Source organism: Nocardia citri, from assembly GCF_054065835.1.
Window position 1 is genome coordinate 1 of record NZ_JBSUQM010000006.1, and the last position, 16,985, is coordinate 16,985.

The 16,985-nt window shown below is 64.5% G+C and carries 20 protein-coding genes; 5 read left to right on the forward strand and 15 right to left on the reverse strand.

What is annotated here, in order from left to right:
• The coding region (locus ACW2Q0_RS11045) for a hypothetical protein (RefSeq protein ID WP_457188894.1) at positions 1 to 228 on the reverse strand (228 nt) is incomplete at its 3' end.
• Positions 229 to 454: 226 nt separating this feature from the next.
• Here ACW2Q0_RS11045 and ACW2Q0_RS11050 point away from each other — a divergent pair.
• The 3 genes from ACW2Q0_RS11050 (at position 455) to ACW2Q0_RS11060 (ending at position 2,140) form a co-directional block, all read left to right on the forward strand.
• Entirely contained in the window at positions 455 to 709 is a 255-nt protein-coding gene (locus ACW2Q0_RS11050) for a hypothetical protein (RefSeq protein WP_457188896.1), read from the forward strand.
• A gap of 559 nt (positions 710 to 1,268) precedes the next feature.
• Entirely contained in the window at positions 1,269 to 1,454 is a 186-nt protein-coding gene (locus ACW2Q0_RS11055; protein WP_457188898.1) for a hypothetical protein, read from the forward strand.
• Complete coding sequence (locus ACW2Q0_RS11060; RefSeq protein WP_457188900.1) at positions 1,451 to 2,140, forward strand: hypothetical protein; 690 nt, start codon at positions 1,451 to 1,453, stop codon at positions 2,138 to 2,140. Before ACW2Q0_RS11055 ends, ACW2Q0_RS11060 begins: the two co-directional genes overlap by 4 nt.
• Before the next feature lie 682 nt (positions 2,141 to 2,822).
• Here the strand turns inward: ACW2Q0_RS11060 and ACW2Q0_RS11065 are convergent.
• Genes ACW2Q0_RS11065 through uraD form a run of 4 tightly spaced genes read right to left on the reverse strand, consistent with a single transcriptional unit; the run spans position 2,823 to position 5,939 of the window.
• Positions 2,823 to 4,184: an 8-oxoguanine deaminase gene (locus ACW2Q0_RS11065; RefSeq protein WP_457188902.1), complete on the reverse strand. Its 1,362-nt coding sequence runs from the start codon at positions 4,182 to 4,184 to the stop codon at positions 2,823 to 2,825.
• Positions 4,185 to 4,188: 4 nt separating this feature from the next.
• On the reverse strand, positions 4,189 to 5,094 hold the full coding sequence (gene pucL, locus ACW2Q0_RS11070; protein ID WP_457188904.1) for a factor-independent urate hydroxylase: 906 nt from the start codon (positions 5,092 to 5,094) through the stop codon (positions 4,189 to 4,191).
• 3 nt (positions 5,095 to 5,097) lie between these two features.
• The gene (gene uraH, locus ACW2Q0_RS11075) at positions 5,098 to 5,436 is read right to left on the reverse strand and encodes a hydroxyisourate hydrolase (protein WP_457188906.1); all 339 of its coding nucleotides are present in this window, start codon (positions 5,434 to 5,436) and stop codon (positions 5,098 to 5,100) included.
• Complete coding sequence (uraD, locus tag ACW2Q0_RS11080) at positions 5,433 to 5,939, reverse strand: 2-oxo-4-hydroxy-4-carboxy-5-ureidoimidazoline decarboxylase (protein WP_457188908.1); 507 nt, start codon at positions 5,937 to 5,939, stop codon at positions 5,433 to 5,435. The genes uraH and uraD overlap by 4 nt, the downstream gene beginning before the upstream one ends.
• A gap of 140 nt (positions 5,940 to 6,079) precedes the next feature.
• Here uraD and ACW2Q0_RS11085 point away from each other — a divergent pair, with 140 nt between their 5' ends.
• Together ACW2Q0_RS11085 and ACW2Q0_RS11090 are read left to right on the forward strand one after the other, a co-directional pair.
• A complete protein-coding gene (locus ACW2Q0_RS11085; RefSeq protein ID WP_457188910.1) occupies positions 6,080 to 6,667 on the forward strand; it encodes a nucleotidyltransferase family protein in 588 nt (195 codons plus the stop codon).
• Positions 6,664 to 7,719, forward strand: coding sequence for an XdhC family protein (locus tag ACW2Q0_RS11090; RefSeq protein WP_457188912.1), 1,056 nt, complete (start codon positions 6,664 to 6,666; stop codon positions 7,717 to 7,719). The genes ACW2Q0_RS11085 and ACW2Q0_RS11090 overlap by 4 nt, the downstream gene beginning before the upstream one ends.
• Before the next feature lie 2 nt (positions 7,720 to 7,721).
• Here ACW2Q0_RS11090 and ACW2Q0_RS11095 read toward each other — a convergent pair whose 3' ends face one another.
• The 10 genes from ACW2Q0_RS11095 to ACW2Q0_RS11140 form a co-directional block, all read right to left on the reverse strand.
• On the reverse strand, positions 7,722 to 8,813 hold the full coding sequence (locus ACW2Q0_RS11095; protein WP_457188914.1) for an ABC transporter substrate-binding protein: 1,092 nt from the start codon (positions 8,811 to 8,813) through the stop codon (positions 7,722 to 7,724).
• Between the two features lie 77 nt (positions 8,814 to 8,890).
• Positions 8,891 to 9,628, reverse strand: a complete 738-nt coding sequence (locus ACW2Q0_RS11100; RefSeq protein ID WP_457189472.1) for an ABC transporter permease — start codon at positions 9,626 to 9,628, stop codon at positions 8,891 to 8,893.
• Positions 9,629 to 9,947: 319 nt separating this feature from the next.
• On the reverse strand, positions 9,948 to 10,694 hold the full coding sequence (locus ACW2Q0_RS11105) for an ABC transporter permease (RefSeq protein WP_457188916.1): 747 nt from the start codon (positions 10,692 to 10,694) through the stop codon (positions 9,948 to 9,950).
• Between the two features lie 58 nt (positions 10,695 to 10,752).
• Positions 10,753 to 11,562 carry an ABC transporter ATP-binding protein gene (locus ACW2Q0_RS11110; protein ID WP_457188918.1) on the reverse strand — a complete coding sequence of 270 codons (810 nt, stop codon included), beginning with the start codon at positions 11,560 to 11,562 and terminating at the stop codon, positions 10,753 to 10,755.
• Between the two features lie 81 nt (positions 11,563 to 11,643).
• On the reverse strand, positions 11,644 to 12,435 hold the full coding sequence (locus tag ACW2Q0_RS11115) for a DeoR/GlpR family DNA-binding transcription regulator (protein ID WP_457188920.1): 792 nt from the start codon (positions 12,433 to 12,435) through the stop codon (positions 11,644 to 11,646).
• A gap of 120 nt (positions 12,436 to 12,555) precedes the next feature.
• Positions 12,556 to 12,804: an SbtR family transcriptional regulator gene (locus ACW2Q0_RS11120; protein WP_457188922.1), complete on the reverse strand. Its 249-nt coding sequence runs from the start codon at positions 12,802 to 12,804 to the stop codon at positions 12,556 to 12,558.
• A 230-nt stretch (positions 12,805 to 13,034) separates the two neighbouring features.
• Positions 13,035 to 13,688, reverse strand: a complete 654-nt coding sequence (locus ACW2Q0_RS11125) for a TetR/AcrR family transcriptional regulator (RefSeq protein WP_457188924.1) — start codon at positions 13,686 to 13,688, stop codon at positions 13,035 to 13,037.
• Positions 13,689 to 13,798: 110 nt separating this feature from the next.
• Positions 13,799 to 14,704 carry a carbohydrate ABC transporter permease gene (locus tag ACW2Q0_RS11130; RefSeq protein ID WP_457188926.1) on the reverse strand — a complete coding sequence of 302 codons (906 nt, stop codon included), beginning with the start codon at positions 14,702 to 14,704 and terminating at the stop codon, positions 13,799 to 13,801.
• The gene (locus ACW2Q0_RS11135) at positions 14,701 to 15,606 is read right to left on the reverse strand and encodes a carbohydrate ABC transporter permease (protein WP_457188928.1); all 906 of its coding nucleotides are present in this window, start codon (positions 15,604 to 15,606) and stop codon (positions 14,701 to 14,703) included. Before ACW2Q0_RS11135 ends, ACW2Q0_RS11130 begins: the two co-directional genes overlap by 4 nt.
• Positions 15,607 to 15,688: 82 nt before the next feature.
• Entirely contained in the window at positions 15,689 to 16,933 is a 1,245-nt protein-coding gene (locus ACW2Q0_RS11140) for an extracellular solute-binding protein (RefSeq protein WP_457188930.1), read from the reverse strand.
• Positions 16,934 to 16,985: the final 52 nt, after the last annotated feature.

Sequence of the window (16,985 nt, forward strand, 5' to 3'; positions counted from 1 at the left end):
TACGAACCTGCCCAAATCCGGACCGGCCAAGCTGCTCTCGAGGCGAACGAATTTCTCTCGCTCGACCATCTGATTGCGGTAGGCCAGGACCAGCCGCCCATCGGGCAACGGCATCCCCAGCAGCGCCAGCAACGACAGCAATTCGCGCGGCTCGGTCACCAGCACCACCGCGACACGGGGGCGGGTGGCGGCCAGCCGGTCCGGGCAGCAATATTTGGCCATCGTCATAGACCCGGCGCGGTGGTGTAGTTCGTTGGCGATGACGTCGGCTGATGCTGGTAGGACGGTGGTGTCGTTGTTGTCGACGGTGACCAGGTAGCGGTCGGAGGCAGGGCGGTTCGGGCGGATGTCTATCCAGCAGGTTGAACGTATTAGACTGGGGCCGTGACCTTTTCATGCTTCACCGGACATCATCGACAGCTCAGCCAGCCATGAGAACTGCTGAGGCGCGCGGGTGCCTCGGTGGACTGACCGTCCGAGCGGCCTGATCGGCCGGACGGGTAAGACGGCGTTCGTCATCCCCGACGACCTGATCCAAGCCGTGAAGCGCCGGGTCGGTGTCGGCAAGCAATCTGAGTTCGTCACCCGCGCCATCCGTCACGAACTGATGGCCCTGGACTTGGCCACCATCGCCGCCGATGCAGCGATGCACGGCTGTGAACCCGATGCCGGGTTCGAAGCGGCATTCGACAATGGCCGTGCGATCTGACTCGACCACAACTGAAACGCCCGGCCTGCAACTACAGGCGACGCCCATGCCAGCGCGTCATCGACCGGCCCTGTGTCTGAGCGTCCTCTTGACTCGAATGTACTTCTGCCGCTGGGTAAGTGAAGTCCGGCAATCGACGGATACCGGCAGAGATCTCGAACGACAAGTCGCTGTAGGCAAGGGCAAGTTCGGCCAGGCGCTGCCACGCGTAGTGGCGTCGGAGTTCCGATGCGCCATCCACAAGCGCGGCGTGCGCGGCGACCGAGAGGTAAGTAGGAGGAAGGGCTGGCAGGCGACAGGCCCGGAACCCAGCCGAACTGCGCAGAAGGGTGAGCCCTACAGCAGCTCGTCTATGTCCTTGTACGACGTGGGCTCGGCGTGGCGCACCGGGAGGTGGAACGCCAAACTGGAGTGGTGTGATATCAGGAGAAACGCAGGTCGGACGGTTCTTGTCAGTGCCAGTTGATACACATGGACTGCCTCGGTTCCCACCACTACAGAGAGCGAGGTGTGCATAATGGGCATGCAAAGGCGGCTGAACAGAAGGGGTGACTCAGCGATGACGGTGACCGTAGAACGTGTGACGTCCGAAGAGTTACATCGTCGACGTGGCGAGGTCCTGCATCGTGTTGGATTGACTCGCGAAGAGATTGCTGAGCTGGCCGCCCAGCACACATTGACCGCCGAGGAATGGGCGGCATGGGATGAGCTGCGTTCGATCGAGTTCCTGCTTGGCGAAGAGTGAGCGAATCAGCAAACCTCGGAGAGCTGGCCAAAGTATTCGCCCTGGATGTATCCACCCGGATACTGATGTGCCTGGAGGGGGAGCCGCAGTCCGACGAGCTGAAGGTCGACGAATCGCCAGACGCCGAGCGGTGTACGTTCGTCTACGAACAAGGCGTTCATGCGCAGAAGCAGAACCTTCCTCGGGTGGGGACCGTACGGTTCAATTTCTCGGTGACGCTGGACCGATCGCGTCGGCACCTCGCGGTACACAAGTCCTCGTTTCAGCTGCTGGAATCACGCGGCAAGAAGCCGATCATCCGGATGGAATACGTGCGCGATTCGTGGCGTGCCCCGTGTTCGCACATCCAAATCCACGCTGAGAGCGGGTTGTTCACGCATCTGCTGGCCAGAACCGGTCACAAGTCGCCCGCCGCAATAGAATCGATCCACCTGCCGACCGGCGGTGACCGTTTCCGTCCGTGCATCGAGGACTTCGTCGAGTTCCTCATCCGGGATTGTATGGTCGCGGGGCGCGATGGATGGGAGGCAGAGGTCAAGGCCGGCCGGGAAGATTGGCGTCGAATGCAGACCGCAGCGGCAGTGCGAGACCGCCCCGAGGTGGCGATCGCCGAGTTGACGCGTCTGGGCCTCACTGTCATCGGAGATTTGGCGCCCGAGCGGCCGTCTGCGCGGGACCGATACTGACCACCCACGCTCCGATCGAATGGCATCGCGTGCGCCTCGATCTGCTGTTTCTGAACAAGCTGCTGATGCCGGGCCGAGACCGGGCTTCTGATATCGAATCCCGCATCAACCATCAGGCGTCACCCAGCAAAATCGCCGGTCAGTAGGGTTCCCATATTTACAGTGCCCGCCGGGGGCACTGTAAATATGGGAACGGATTCCCGGGGTGCCGGGCTGCGGGACGGTCGTGTCGCGCAGTTGCCGCCGATCGGGCCGGTTCGAACGTGGCGGTAGACCACTAGCGCTTTTCCTCAGGTCATCAGAAGAGTATGGGTAACTGCCTACGAATCGCCCTGCCCGATTCGTACGGACGAACCCGTTCACTATGAGTCACTGTACAACTATCGGCTGGCGGAAGCCGCAGCCCCGATTTCGCTTCGCCGCCCGCCCGTCGTGAGTGCTACCGATCGCCATCAGCGACCACCACCCGACTCCCATGCCGGATACCCACCGGCTTGATCCGAATCTTCGTCCCCTCCACTATCAGGGGGTTCGGGTTGTGAAGCGTCAGGCCTACAAACAGGAGGCGAACGCTCGCGGAAAGCGCTCGCTGTTTTTTCGTGGCTCTACAGGATCAACGTCGTCCTGATCGCGCTCGGCCCTCAGCGCGCCGTACGAGGGGACTGGGGCCGCGGACCGAGACTCAGCCCACCTTCGCCACTAACGCCGCCTGGGCCCGCGCGACCTCGCCGCCGACCTTCTCCTCGTCGACCGTGCGCACAGCACCATCGCGAACGACTATGCGCCCGTTGACGATCAAAGCGGCCAGCGGCGGCGGGGAGCCGAGGAGCAACGCGGTCACCGGATCATCGATGCCCGCGTGCGCGGGTGTATCGAGCCGCCACAACGCCAGGTCGGCGAGCTTGCCCGGTTCGATCGAACCGATTTCGGCTTCTCGTCCAAGCACCCGAGCGCCACCAATAGTGGCCAGTTCCAAGGCTTTTCGAGTGGTGATCGCACGCGGACCACTCTTGGCCCTGGCATAGAGCAGCGCATTGCGCGGCTCCTCGATCATCGAACTGGATTCATTGCTGGCCGCACCGTCCACGCCGAGCCCAACCGGCACCCCTGCCGCGATCAGATCCGCGGTGCGCGCGGTACCCGCACCGAGCCGCCCATTCGAGGTAGGGCAATGTGCCACTCCGGTACCAGTTTTCGCTATCGAGCCGATGGCGGCATCGTCGAGGTGGACGGCGTGCGCGTACCAGACATCCGAACCGAGCCAGCCCAGCTGCTCCATGTACTGCGCGGGTGTGCGGCCGAATTTCTCCGCACAGAACTGCGCTTCCTCGACCGTCTCGGCCAGATGCGTATGCAGGCGCACGCCGAGATCACGGGCCAGCACGGCGGATTCGCGCAGCAACTCGGCGGTCACCGAGAACGGCGAACACGGCGCGAGCGCGATCCGCAGCATCGAGTCGAACGACGGATCATGCCAGCGCGCAACGGCATCCGCGCTCGCGGCGAGAATGGCGTCGAGGGGCTCCACCACCTCGTCGGGCGGCAGCCCACCCGAACTCAGCCCGAGATCCATCGAGCCGCGCGTCGGATGGAATCGCAATCCGACCTCGGCGGCCGCGGCGATCTCCGCGCCGAGCAGGTCACCGCCGGCGCGCGGGAATAGGTAGTGATGGTCGCTGGAGGTGGTGCAACCCGTCCGGGCCAGCGCGCAGAGCGCACCGGTCGCGGCGACGCGCACCGCATCTTCATCGATACCCGCCCAGATCGGATAGAGCGTAGTGAGCCATTCGAACAGGGTGCTATCCGCGGCCAGACCTCGGGTGACCCACTGAAAGAGGTGGTGATGGGCATTCACCAGCCCCGGTGTGAGCAGGCAGCCACGGCCGTCGATGCGGTGCACATCCGCGCCGGGATCGGGTGCCTCGCCCGCACCGACCCCGGTGATCCGATTGGCCTGCAGCGTCACATACCCGTGGCGGTATTCGGTGCCGTTCGGATCGACAGCCGCCACGGCGCAACCGTCGATGACCGTCGTTGTCGTCATGTGCCTACGGTAGCCATGCGGGCCCGGCGTCCGGGGCATCTTCGCGCTGAACAGTGGCGTGGATGAGACCGTAGGGTCGGTCGGCGGCGTGATAGACCTCGCCGTGGTTCTCGATGCCGAAGCGACCGAGGTCGTAGTCGAAATGATGTTTGTTCGGCGCGGCCAGCCGGATCTCGGCGAGCACGGGAAAGGCCTCGAGCGCGGCCTTACCCATTTCGAAGAGTGTCTGCTGTAGCGCCCTCGAATGCAGCGTCGCGAAGACCTCGACCATCCGCTGCCGCACGCCCGCGTACACCGCATCCCAATCCACGCCGGTCGTGGCGGCGAAACGCCACTGCGCGACGAGGGAGGTCGCGAGCATCCGGTCGTGCGTCGGCGCGAGCACGGTGAACTCGTCGGTGAGGAAGTCGGCGAACTCCGAACCGGTCGACTTGAGGATCACCAGATCCTTGACCCCGCCGATCACCCAGGCCTGCTGCCGGCCACCCGTGCCCGCCACCGTGACCGTCGCGGTCCGCACCTCGCAGCCCTGCCGCACCCAGGTGTGATCGTGCTCGCTGCCGTCGACGGTGACGCGCTGCCAGGCATACTCCTCGACCTCGATGCGCGCGCTGTCGACCGGCGCGATTTCGTCGACGAAATGCGCGGCGAGGGTGAGTGCGTAGTCCTCGACCGGTTGCAGCCCAGGCTTTTTCGCATACGCGTACGCGGTCTGCTTCTGGGTATCGGTAGGCAGCACCGTCGACTGGTCACCGGCGATATAGGCAGCGGCGAAATCCCCGCGCAGCACTGTGGATACGTTCACATCGCGGATCTCGTGCCGCGGCTGGTCCCGGTAGATCCGGACGATGCGGTTCTCCGCCTTTCCGTACCGGTTGTCGGACAGCACGATCGGCCCCGTCAATTCCATGGCTCAGCTCCCTCGATAGGTCGAAAAGGCAAAGGGCGACAACAACAATGGGACGTGGTAGTGCCGCTGCGCGGTGACCACGAAGGTGATGGCGACCTCTGGGTAGAACGATTCGATCCCGCGCTCGGCGAAATAGGCGCCGGTATCGAATACCAGCCGATACGTGCCAGGTGGCAATGCCGGACCGAGCGCGGCGATCCGGCCGTCGTCATCGGTGGTCGCGGAGCCGAGCACCTCGGCGTCCCGATAGAGCACCACCGCGATACCGGATGCGGGCGCACCGGCGACGGCATCGAGCACATGCGTACCGATCGTGGCTGTGGCTATTGTTCGCTCGCTCATTCGGCATCCTCGACCAGCAGCCGCGCCAACCGAATCCGGTTGATCTTCGCCAATTCCGCTCGCATAACTCGCCTTTCGGTTTCCGGATCATTTCCGAGCCGGGCGGTGAGCAAGGCCAGCAGTTCGCCCCCCGACTTACCGGTGGCGCACACCAGATAGATATGGCCGAACTTCTTCTCATAGGCCAGATTGCCCTCGACCAGCCCGATTCGCACCGCATCCTCGGCCCCGGCCACCCCGGCCTGCTCGCGCGCCGATGCCTCGGTATCGGGCCGGGCACCGATGCGCGGATGCCCGTCGAGTGCGCGATCGATCTGCGCCTCGGACAATTCGGCCAGCACCGCATCGGCGGTATCGAATACGGCATGGGTATTCGCATACGGCCGCCCGGCGACCAGCGCCCGAGCCCATTCCGGCGAAGAGCAACACACGAGCAAGGCCGCATTCGCCGCCGCCGCGGGCAATGCGTTGAATTTCGCGAGACCCAACCCGTCGTATGTCATCGGACCAGCATCGAATACGACCGACCCGGTCGCCAGCCGAACGAGACAGATCGCCTCCGGCGTGTCTTCCTTTCCCGGCTGTCGACGTCACAGCACTTTTCCGTAACCCACTGGCTACGCGGCCGGGCTACCGTTTTCTCATGGCTGCACCACCGGACCCGGTCTGCGCGGGCATCGTCCTGGCCGCCGGCGCCGGGACGCGCTACGGGATGCCCAAGGCCTTGGCCGAGGGCGGCGCCTGGCTGCGCTCGGCGGTGGCGGCACTGCGCGACGGCGGCTGCGAGCCGGTGATCGTGGTGCTCGGCGCGACCGGACCGGCACCGGACGCGGTCGACCTCCCCGCTGGCGCCGATCATGTGTGGGCGGCGGACTGGGCGAGCGGACTCGGCGCCTCGCTGCGGACGGGGCTGCGAGCCGTCGCGCGCACGCCCGCCGAATACGTCGCGATCATGCCGGTGGATACCCCCGATGTCGGTGCCGATGTGGTGGCCCGGGTGATCGCGGCGGCCTACGCGGCACCGACCGGCCTGGCGCGGGCTGTGTTCCACGCCACTCCCGGCCATCCGGTTGTGATGTCGAATAGGCATTGGACCTCGGTATATCAAGCTGCCGTTAGGGATTCCGGCGGGCGCAGCTATCTGGCCGGTAATAACGATATGGTGTGCGTCACGTGCGATGATCTGGCGACAGGCGACGATCGTGACTTCCCGGCCACGCCGCACGCGTGAGTGGAGCTGAGCAGATGCGCGACATCGTCGACGACCTATTGCGGGTATGGCATTCCGGCCGGACCGGCGGACTGGCCACCATCGTGCGTACTGTCGGTTCCGGGCCGCTACCGGTCGGCTCGGCGATCCTGGTGGATGCCAACGGCGCGGTCTACGGTTCGATCCACGGCGGCACCGTCGAGACAACCGTGGTCGAGGCGGCCGCCGATGCCGCACGCAGCGGTCGACGCGGTCTACACCGCTTCGGTGTGCCGCCCGGTGAGCCCAGCTTGGACTCCGGCGGTATGGTCGATGTTTTCGTCGAGCCGTTCTCGCGCCGGGACTTTCCCGAATTCCCGTCCGTCGCCGCGGAAATCGCCGCGCATCGCCGGGTCACCGTCTTCACCGTGGTGTGGAATATGGATCCGGATCTGATCGGACAGCATCTGATCACTCCGCAGCGGCATGCGACCGAACTCGTGGCGCTGCCCGAATCCGATGTCTTCGTCGCCTCGTTCCCGCCGCCGCCGCGGCTGATCATCTTCGGTGCCAACGCCTTCGCCGCGGCGCTGACCGTCCAGGCCAAGCTGCTCGGCTATCGCGTCACGATCTGCGATTCCCGCGATACCTTCGCGATGCCGGAGGCCTTTCCCGGTGCCGAAGTGGTTGTCGACTGGCCGCACCGGTACCTGAATACGCTCTCGGCGGCGGGCGAAATCGATGACAGCACCGCGATCGTCGTCCTCGGACACGATCCGATGTTCGAAATCCCGCTGCTCACCGTGGCACTGCGACTACCCAAGGTCGGTTATCTGGCCGCGAACGGCTCTTGGTCCGCACACCTCAGACGCATCGAAGACCTGCAGGCCGGCGGCTTCGACGACGCGACGCTCGCCCGTCTGCACTCCCCCGCCGGTCTCGATATCGCAGCGCGTACTGCCCCCGAGGTCGCTGTCTCGATCGCCGCCGAACTGCTCCTCACCCGCGCCCGAACCAGGCAGCCGATCACCGAAAACCGGGACGCCGCAACAGAATTCAGTAAACTACCGGCCAACGCCTCGGTGGCGCTGTAGTTCTACTTCAGGCCCGGATTCTCCGCGTACACCTCGCGCAATACCGAGAGGTCGAACAGTTGGTCGGCCTTGATATCGATCTTCGCATTGCGCAGTGCCGCGATATTCTGCTCGATCAACTGATCGGTCATACTCAGCAAACCATTGGCGGTCGAATCCGCGGAGACGACGAGACCGTTCTGCGCGGTCGCCTCCTGGGTCTGTTCGTTCAGATCCAATTTCTGATCCTTGCCGTATACCTCGACCGCGAGCCGCGCCGATTCGGCCGGATTCGCGACCGCATCCTTCCAACCCTTGATCTCCGCGATCAGGAAAGCCTTCAGCTTGTCGCGTTCGGTATCGATGGTGGACTGCTTGACCGTCAGGGTCTCGGCCACCAGCGGCAGGTTGTAGTCGGCGAAGAGGAAGTTGGTATTCGCGAATCCCTTGGCGGTCAAGGTGATCGGCTCATTGGTCACATAACTGACCCAGCCGTCGACCTCACCGTTGGCCAGCGGCGTCGGATCGTATTGCGCGGGCACGATGGTTACATCGCTCGGCTTCATGCCATTGGCGTTCAGCAGTGCGTTGAAGATCAACTGATTGGTGTCCTGGACGCCGATCTTGCGGCCCTTCATATCCTGCGGGGTATTGATCGGCTTGGCGGCGGAGCTGACAATACAGAACGGGTTCTTCTGATATGTGGTCGCGACGATCTTGGCGGGTAGACCCTCCAGGATCGCGGGCGCGGTGGTCTGCGGAGCCGAGGTGCCGAGCCAGACCTTGCCGGTATCCAGGCCCGCCTCGACCGAAGTGCTCGCCGCGCCACCGGCGATCAGATTCACCGAACCGAATCCGGCCTCTTTGTAGTAGCCCTTGGAATCGGCGAAGTATTCGCCCGCGAATTCGATGTTCTTCAACCAGGACAGCTGGATCGCGACGGAACCGTACTTGGATCCGTCCGCCACCGACCCGCCCGACGAGTCTTTCGAATCATCGCCACATGCGGCCAGCAGGCCCGCACCACCGAGTGCGGCGCCGGCCAGCGCGGAGTAACGAAGCAGGGATCGCCGGTTCAGGTACGGCCCGAACGAAGAGCGTTGTACGGGGTTCATGGGCTGAATCTAAGGGGATTGGTGTTTCTATTTCTTTACTTTGGCGTTCCGAGCATTGATTCGCGAAAAACTGACCGTCAGCGGCGCCCCGCCGCGGGGCCGAAGCGGGTCAGCACCAAATTTTCGATGACGCCGACGATCGCGTACAGCAGCACCGAGACGATGGTCACGATCACGATCGAGGCCCACAGCTTGCTGTATTGAAATGTGGGAATGGCGCGAATCAGACTGGCCCCCAGTCCGGTTCCGCTGCCCAGCCATTCACCGAGCAACGCACCGATCAGCGCGCCGGGCACCGAGATTCGCGCCGCCGCGAATACCGACGGCAGGGCGGCGGGCACGGCGACCATGCGCAGTCCGGTCCAGCGGGAACCACCGTAGGCGGCCACCAGGTCCAGGGCCTGCCGCGGCGCATCGCGCAAACCGGCCATGATCATGACCAGCGCCGGGAAGAACACCACGATTGCCGCGAGCACGGTCACACCGGCCAGTCCGCGCCCGAATACCAGCACGATGATGGGAGTCAGCGCCACCAGCGGCACCGAGCGCAAGAGCATCGCGACCGGCATGAACGTCTGCTCGACCACCGAGAACGAGACGAACAGCGCCGCGACGACGAGTGCGGCCAGCATCCCGACGCCGAAGCCGATCGCGGCGTCGCGCAGGGTGATCTGCAGGTCGTCGAAGATGGCCTGACGTGCGGTGTGTGCGCCGGCGGAGTTGAACAGGTACCTCCAGATATCGCTGGGTGTTTTGCCTACTCGCGGACCGACCTGCGGGAAGGCTTTCAAGAAGACGTACCAGATCACCAGCATCAGCAAGAGTGCGGTGACCAGGGGGAACAGGAAGCGGCCGATCCTGGTCAACACAACGAGGGTCCCCGCGGCGGCACCGCGCCGGGGCCGTGTGCTCGCCACGGCGGGCGGTGCCGGGGCAGTCACGTTGTCCACCGGCCCGAGTTCGTCGGTCATCGCATTCCTCCAAACGCGCCGCACAGCCGCACGCGCGATCTCACCGGATGCGCAGGAATTCTGGCGAGCGTATTCGAATGGTGGTCGCCCACGCCGCATTCGACCGCCACATCACTTCGCTCGGCGAGCAGTGGGAGGCAGCAACGCGGCGTTGGTGTGCGGGTCATCTGGCCTCCTGCGCGGTCCATGGGGTGACCAGTCGGGCGATCAGCGCGACAATCGCGTAGCCGAGCCCAGCGAGCGCGGCTGCCGCCAGCGCCATCCCCCACGTGCGCGGCACGTTGTACGCGGTCTGCGCGGCAGTCAGCGCAACACCGATCCCGCTGTCCACCCCGCCGAGGTATTCGCCGATGATCGCACCGAGCACGGCCGACGGCGCGGCTATCTTCAACGCCGCGAACAGATTCGGCAGCGCCGCGATCACCTGCACGCGGTAGAGCTGCTGCCAGCGACCGCCGCCGTAGGCGCGGATCAGGTCGAGGCTGGTGGCGTCGGCCGAGCGCAGTCCGGTGACCGTGCCGACCATGGTGGTGAAGAAGCAGTACATCGCCGCGAGGAAGACCGTCGGGGTGCGGCCGCCGAAAACGACCAGGATGATCGGCCCCAGCGCGAGCAGCGGGACGCAGTAACTGAGGATGGCGAGCTGGGTGGCCAGCGGTTCGACCCACGGGATGAGCACGATCAGCATCGCCAGGCCGATGGCCAGCACATTGCCCCAGATGAAGCCTTTCAGCGCGCCGAGCGCGGTGATCCGGAAGTTGGGGCCGTACAGATCCCAGCCGTCGGTGTACATGGTGTGCAGGACGGTCCACGGACTCGGAATCGTGCCGCTCGCGACCTCCAGCGCGGCCAGCAGCCACCACACCGCGATCAGCCCGAGGACGCCGCCCAGTCCGCCGATCCGTTTCATGCGGCGCCCCCTCGACGGTGTCGGCTGCACAACACCGATCCGGTCCCATGGTGATCCCTCATGCGACGCCACCCTTGCCCGACTTCCCGAACAACAGCTCGGAGAGGTAGTCGTGCAGCTTGTGGAATTCCGGCGTGCGCATCATCTCGGGCGTGCGCGGGCGCGGCAGATCGATCTTCACCAGTTCCAGCACCCGGCCCGGCCGCGGACTCATCACCGCGACGACATCGGACAGGAATACCGCCTCGGCGATGCCATGGGTGACCATCAGGGTGGTCGCCGGCTTCTCGGTCCAGATCCGCAGCAGTTCCAGATTCAGCCGCTGCCTGGTCATATCGTCGAGAGCGCCGAACGGCTCGTCCAGCAGCAGCACGGTCGGCTTCACTACCAGTGCGCGCGCGATCGAAACACGTTGGCGCATACCGCCGGACAGCTGCTGCGGTTTGGCCTTCTCGAAACCCTCGAGGCCGACCAGCCGCACCAGATCCGCGATCAGCCCCGGATCCGGCGCGATGCCCGCGACCTGTAAGGGCAGTTTGATATTGGACTCCACCGAACGCCACGGCAGCAGCGCCGAATCCTGGAAAGCGATGCCGAGTTCATGGCGGCTGCGCAGTTGGGCGGGGGTCTCACCGTCGATGAGCGTCTTGCCCGCGGTCGGTGTCTCCAGTCCGGCCAAGATCCGCAGCACCGTCGATTTGCCGCAACCGGATGGTCCGAGCAGGGACAGGAACGCGCCCTGTTCGGTATGCAACTCGACATCGTCGAGCGCCTGTACCGTCTTCCGGCCGACCCGGAATGTCTTCGTCAAACCGCTGATGTGGATGCCCGTCCCCCCGATGGGCCCCACGGTACCGCTCGCCGTCATGACCAAAACACTAGGAGCAGGTCGTTGCACCGATATTGCGAATCGCCACCCCAGATTGCGCAATCGTTACCAACCCCCGACTCACACCACGTCCACCCGAACCCCCGCAGCCCGAATCATCGCCACCGCGGCCGGATCCGCATCCGAATCCGTCACCAGCACATCGACCTGTTCGATCCCGCAGATCCGAGCCAATGCCGAACGCTCCAACTTGTCCGCCGTAGCGACAGCTATCACACGCCCGGACCGCCGCACCATCTCGGTGGTCACCCCCGCTTCGTCGATGTGCCGACACTGCGCTCCGCCCTCGGCGGAGATCGCATTCACGCCGAGAATCAGTGCATCCAAACGCAATTCGGCCAACGCGCGCTCGGCCAACGGCCCGTGCAGCTCGTAGGATTCCCGCCGTGCCACCCCGCCCAGCACAATCGTGCGCATATGCGGGCGCAGCACCATCTCGCCCGCGATATTGAGCGCATTGGTGACGATGGTCAGTTGGTCGCCAGTGGCATTCGCCAAATCTGTCCGTCCGGCCAATGCTCGCGCCACGGCGGTCGTCGTTGTCCCGCCGTTCATTCCGACTACCGCATTCGGTTCGATAAGTCCCGCAGCATGTTCCGCGATCCGCTGCTTCGCCTCGTCGGTACCCTGCCGGTAACGCGCGGGCAGATTGTAGGCGACCGAGGTCGCGACCACACCGCCGTGCGTCCTGGTCGCCAACTGCTGTTCGGCGAGTGCGGTGAAGTCGCGGCGCACCGTCGCCGGGGAAACCTCGAGGCGCTCGGCGGCTTCTTCTACCGAGAGCCGACCGGTTTCGGCGAGCAGTTCCAGCAGTCGGTTCCATCGCTGCGGCCGGTCCGTCGGTCCGGTCATTTCATATCTTCCCGCCCACGCGTACGACCTGCCGTTTTTCCATGCACGTGAACAATCTGACCACAGGCACGTGCCGACGGTAGAGATTCGGCCGCCGTATTGCGAAGCCGGACACCTTTTTCACCGCGCCCGCAACCCATCGAGCACCAGATCGACCACCCGGCGAACCGCCTCCGGATACGACTCACCGGCGCGGGTGTAGATCTGCAAGGTCATGAGCCCGGCCACCTCGCCGGGCTCGATATCCGCACGCATAGCACCGTCGGCCTGCGCCTGCCTGGTCATCCGCGAGACCGACTCGACAATGCGCCCCCGCACCTCGTGCAATCGCGGATCGGCCTGGATCTCGGCGTGCAGATGCGGCCACACCCGAGGACCACGAGGCGGCGTTCCAGCGCTACGAGACCCGGCACCGAGTGCTGGTCGATCCCAAACTCAATGGGGTGGCTACCGCTGCGTCGATGCTCATCCCGGCGACAAAGGCCGGAATCGCACTGCGCAACACCGCGACTCGGGTCCTGCCAGCTGTCACGGCTATCCGCAATCGGGCTCGGTGTGCCGCTTGAAGGTCGGCGGAGCGGATCAGCCTGAGACCGCCGTCAGTTCAACGCGAGTCCCGAATTCACGAAATACGCTATCTCCTCGCATATTTCATCGAGCGACACCTCGGTATCGGGATGGGTGGTCCGCACCAACTCCTGGGCCAGTGAATTCACCGCGCCGAGCACCGCGAGCGCGAACAGATCGAACCGGCGTGCCTTGGTCTGGCCGCGCTCGACGGCTCGCTCCGCCTCGCTGATCAACAGCGATGAGAGCAGACGGCGCTGCTGCCTGCGCCAATCTTCCACGGCCGAACTGACCCCGACCACTTCGACGTAACACACCCGCGCCGACCGATGATCGGCGCAGGTCACCTCGAGATAGGCCCGAAAACTGTCGATGACCCGTGTCGAAAGCGGTTGGCCCGCAGTCTTCGACATACTTTCCAGCGCTCGTTCGACCGCATGCGAGGTGATGCGATTGACCAGCGCGATCAACAAGGCCTCGCGACTGCCCATATCCTCGTAGAAACTGCGGGTGGAAACATTCGCGACGGCACACAGCCGTTCGATCGAGGTGGCCGCATAGCCCTGGGTGCCGAATAATTCCAGCGCGGCATCGATAAGTCGCGCCTGCCGCTGAGCTACCCGCTGCTGCTTGGACAGCCCGCCGTAATTGCGGCCCTCCTTGGGTTCGTCATCCTGCCGTGCCACGGATTCGATGCTACCGGCCGCCAAGCGCCTACCCGGCGCACGAACATCCGACGGCCTGCGCATTCATCGTCGAAAACGGCGGGGGCACAAGATCATCCGCCGTCCGACGGTTACTTGACGCTGCCCGCCGTAAGCCCCGCGACCAAGCGCTTCTCGATGAACGCGAACAGGATGACCACCGGAACGATGCCCACCGTGGAGATCGCGAAGACATACTGCCACGCCGTGTCGTACTGCCCGACGAATTTGGTCAGCGCCACCGACAGCGGCTGATTCTCCGGGGTGGTCAGCACCACCAGGCTCGCCGCGAATTCGTTCCAGCAGGCCACCACCACGAAAATCGTTGCCGTGACAATGCCCGGCCAGACCAGCGGCAGACTCACCCGGACCAGAATCTGCCAGCGACTCAGACCGTCGAGCTGCGCGGCCTCCTCGATCTCCACCGGAATGGCGGCGAAGAAGCTGTGCAGGATCCACACCGCGAACGAGAGGTTGAACGCGGCATTCACCAGGATCATGGCCAGCCAGGTGTCGTTGATGCCGAGGGTGAAGAACTGCCGGATCAGGCCGGTCACCAATACCGTCGGCTGCAACATCTGGGTGACCAGCACCAGCGCGAGGAATATCGCGCGTCCCGGAAATTTGTGCCGCGCCGTGTAATACGCGGCCGGAATGGCCACGCAGAGCACCAGCAATGTGGCGCAGACCGAGATGACTATCGTGCTCACCAGGTTGTACGGCAGCGGCGTCTCCGGGGTGTCCCACATGGTGGTGTAGTTGTCCGGATGCCAGGTCTGTGGCAGATAGGTCGGCGGGATGCGCAGGATTTCGGCGCGGCTCTTCAGCGAACCGAGCACCATCACCACGAACGGGGCCAGGAAGACGACGGCGAGCACCGTGCCCACCGCGGTGAGTTCCCAACGCCGCCGCCGAGCTCGCCCGGGCGGCGCCTCGGCAACCATCGCGTCCGGAGGGATTTCCACACCTTCGATGTGGATATCGGCCTGTGTCGTCATGCGTCCACCTGCTGGGTCGGCTTGATGACCTTCACATAGATCGCGATGATGACCACGATCAGCGCGAAGTTCAGCACGCTCATGGCTGCGGCGGTATCGAGCTGTTGATTCTGTCGAATCAGCTTGAACGTCAATGTCGTCGTCGTATCCGCACCGAAGCCCGCGATACCGCCGGTGATCACCTGCAGAATGGGCAGCGAATTGAACACATTGATGATGTTGATGATCGTGGCCACCGCGATCGCTGGACGCAGTTGCGGCAGTGTGAGATACCGATAGCGCTGCCAGGCACCGGCGCCGTCGACCCGGCCCGCCTCTTCGATCTCGGCCGGAATCGATTGCAGCCCGGCCAGAATCGTGTAGGTGGTGAACGGGATCGAGACGAAGACCGCGACGCCGATCGCCACCAGGAAAGCGGGCGTCGGCTGTTTGGTGAAACCGTAGCCCCGATCCAGCAGCCCGATATCGACCAGGAACCTGTTGGCGATGCCGACATCGGGATCGAGCATGTAATAGAAGATGGTCGTCGTCATCACGACCGAGGCCGCCCACGGCACCAGAATCGCCATGCGCACCGCGGTGCGGCCCGGGAAATCCTTGTTGAGGAACTGCGCGAGCCCCGCCGAGAGCACCAGGGTGATCAGCACGACGCTGACCACCCATACCACGGTATGTGCCAGTACCGATCCCAATTCGCTGATATCGAACAGGTTTCGGTAATTGGCCAATCCGGCGGGACCGCGGTCCTGGCCGTAGGCGCTCAGGTCCCGGGTGCTGGTCCAGACCATATAGCCGACCGGGAACGCGACGATGGCCGCGATCAGCACTAGGGTCGGCCCGATCCAAGGGAGCGCCCGCAGTGTCGCATTCTTTCCCGCTGGTACCCGGGTTGCTCCGTTCACTGTGCGGCCCTCCCGGGGCACTGCGTGGTCACGCTGCGCTACCTCCTCCGTGCCCGTCGCCTGGACCGCTGGGCGCTCCACGCTATTTCGCTGCTTGCTGTATCCGCTGCAATACCTGCGCCGGGTCCGCACCCTGCGCGATGGTGCCCATCTGCTGACGCATGACGCCCTGTACCGTGGCCCATTTCGGGTTATTGCTCGGGTAGAACTTGGCCACGGGCAGGGTCGCCGCGAAGGCCTTGGTCACCGGATCGTCGGCGAGCACCGTGGTGGCACTGGTCGTGATCGGGATGAAGTGCTCGTTCTCGACGAAGTTCGAGTACACATTCGCCGAATAGAAGAAGTCGAGGAACTTCTTGATCGTATCGGCCTTCTTGCCGTCCTTCTTGAATGCCATGAGATGATCGGCCACGCCGAGGGTGACGGGCGCACCGTCCTTGGTCGGCGTGGGCGCGGTGGCGTACTTCAGATCCGGATTCTTATCGGCGATCTGGGCGATAGTGGGCGGCAGTCCCTCGATCATCCCGATCTTGCCCTGGATGAAGGAGTTGATGACGTCCTTGCGGTTGGTCGCACCCGGATTCGGCTGGGTGACCCCGGCGTCGAAGATCTCCCGCATGGCCTCGACCCCCGCCAGGTTCTGCGGGGTGTCCACGGTGATCTTGGTGCCGTCGGACCAGTTGCCGCCCGCGCCGAAGGTCCACAGCGACGTCTCGGCCTGCGATTCCTCACTGCCGAGCGGCAGACCATAGCCGGAGACACCACCGCCGAGCGCCTGGATCTTCTTGGCGGCATCGGTCAGTTCGGCCCAGGTCTTCGGGGGCGCGCTCACCCCGGCCTTCGCGAAGAGATCGGTGTTGTAGAACAGGGTGCGGGTGGAGGCGAACAGCGGCATCGCGTACTGCGTACCGTTCAGCGAGGCGTTCTCGGCGAAGCCGGGCTGCACATCCGAGAGCACATTCGGGGAGACGACCTCCGATACCGGGTAGAGCATGCCGTCACCGGCGAGACTGGCGTAGGCGTCGATATTCAACAGGTCCGGGGTGGTGGACTTGGACTGCAGTTTGGTCTTCAACACATCGTTGATCGACGCCCACGACTCCATCTGCAGATTGACCTTGTAGTCCGGGTTCTGCTTCTGGAAGTCGTCGATGATCTGGTCCCAGAGTGCCTTGGTGCCCTTGGCACCATCGCTGTAGGTGGGAGCCAGGAATTTGATCGTCTGTGCGGAATCGGCCGAATCGTTGGCGCCGAAATCACAGGACGCGACCGCGAGCGCGGTGGCCAGCGCGATCCCCGCTAGGACGCCGTGGAGTGGTCTTTTCACGAGCAGAACCTTCCCAATCCGCACTCCGGGCGCTACCGCACCGCCGATGATG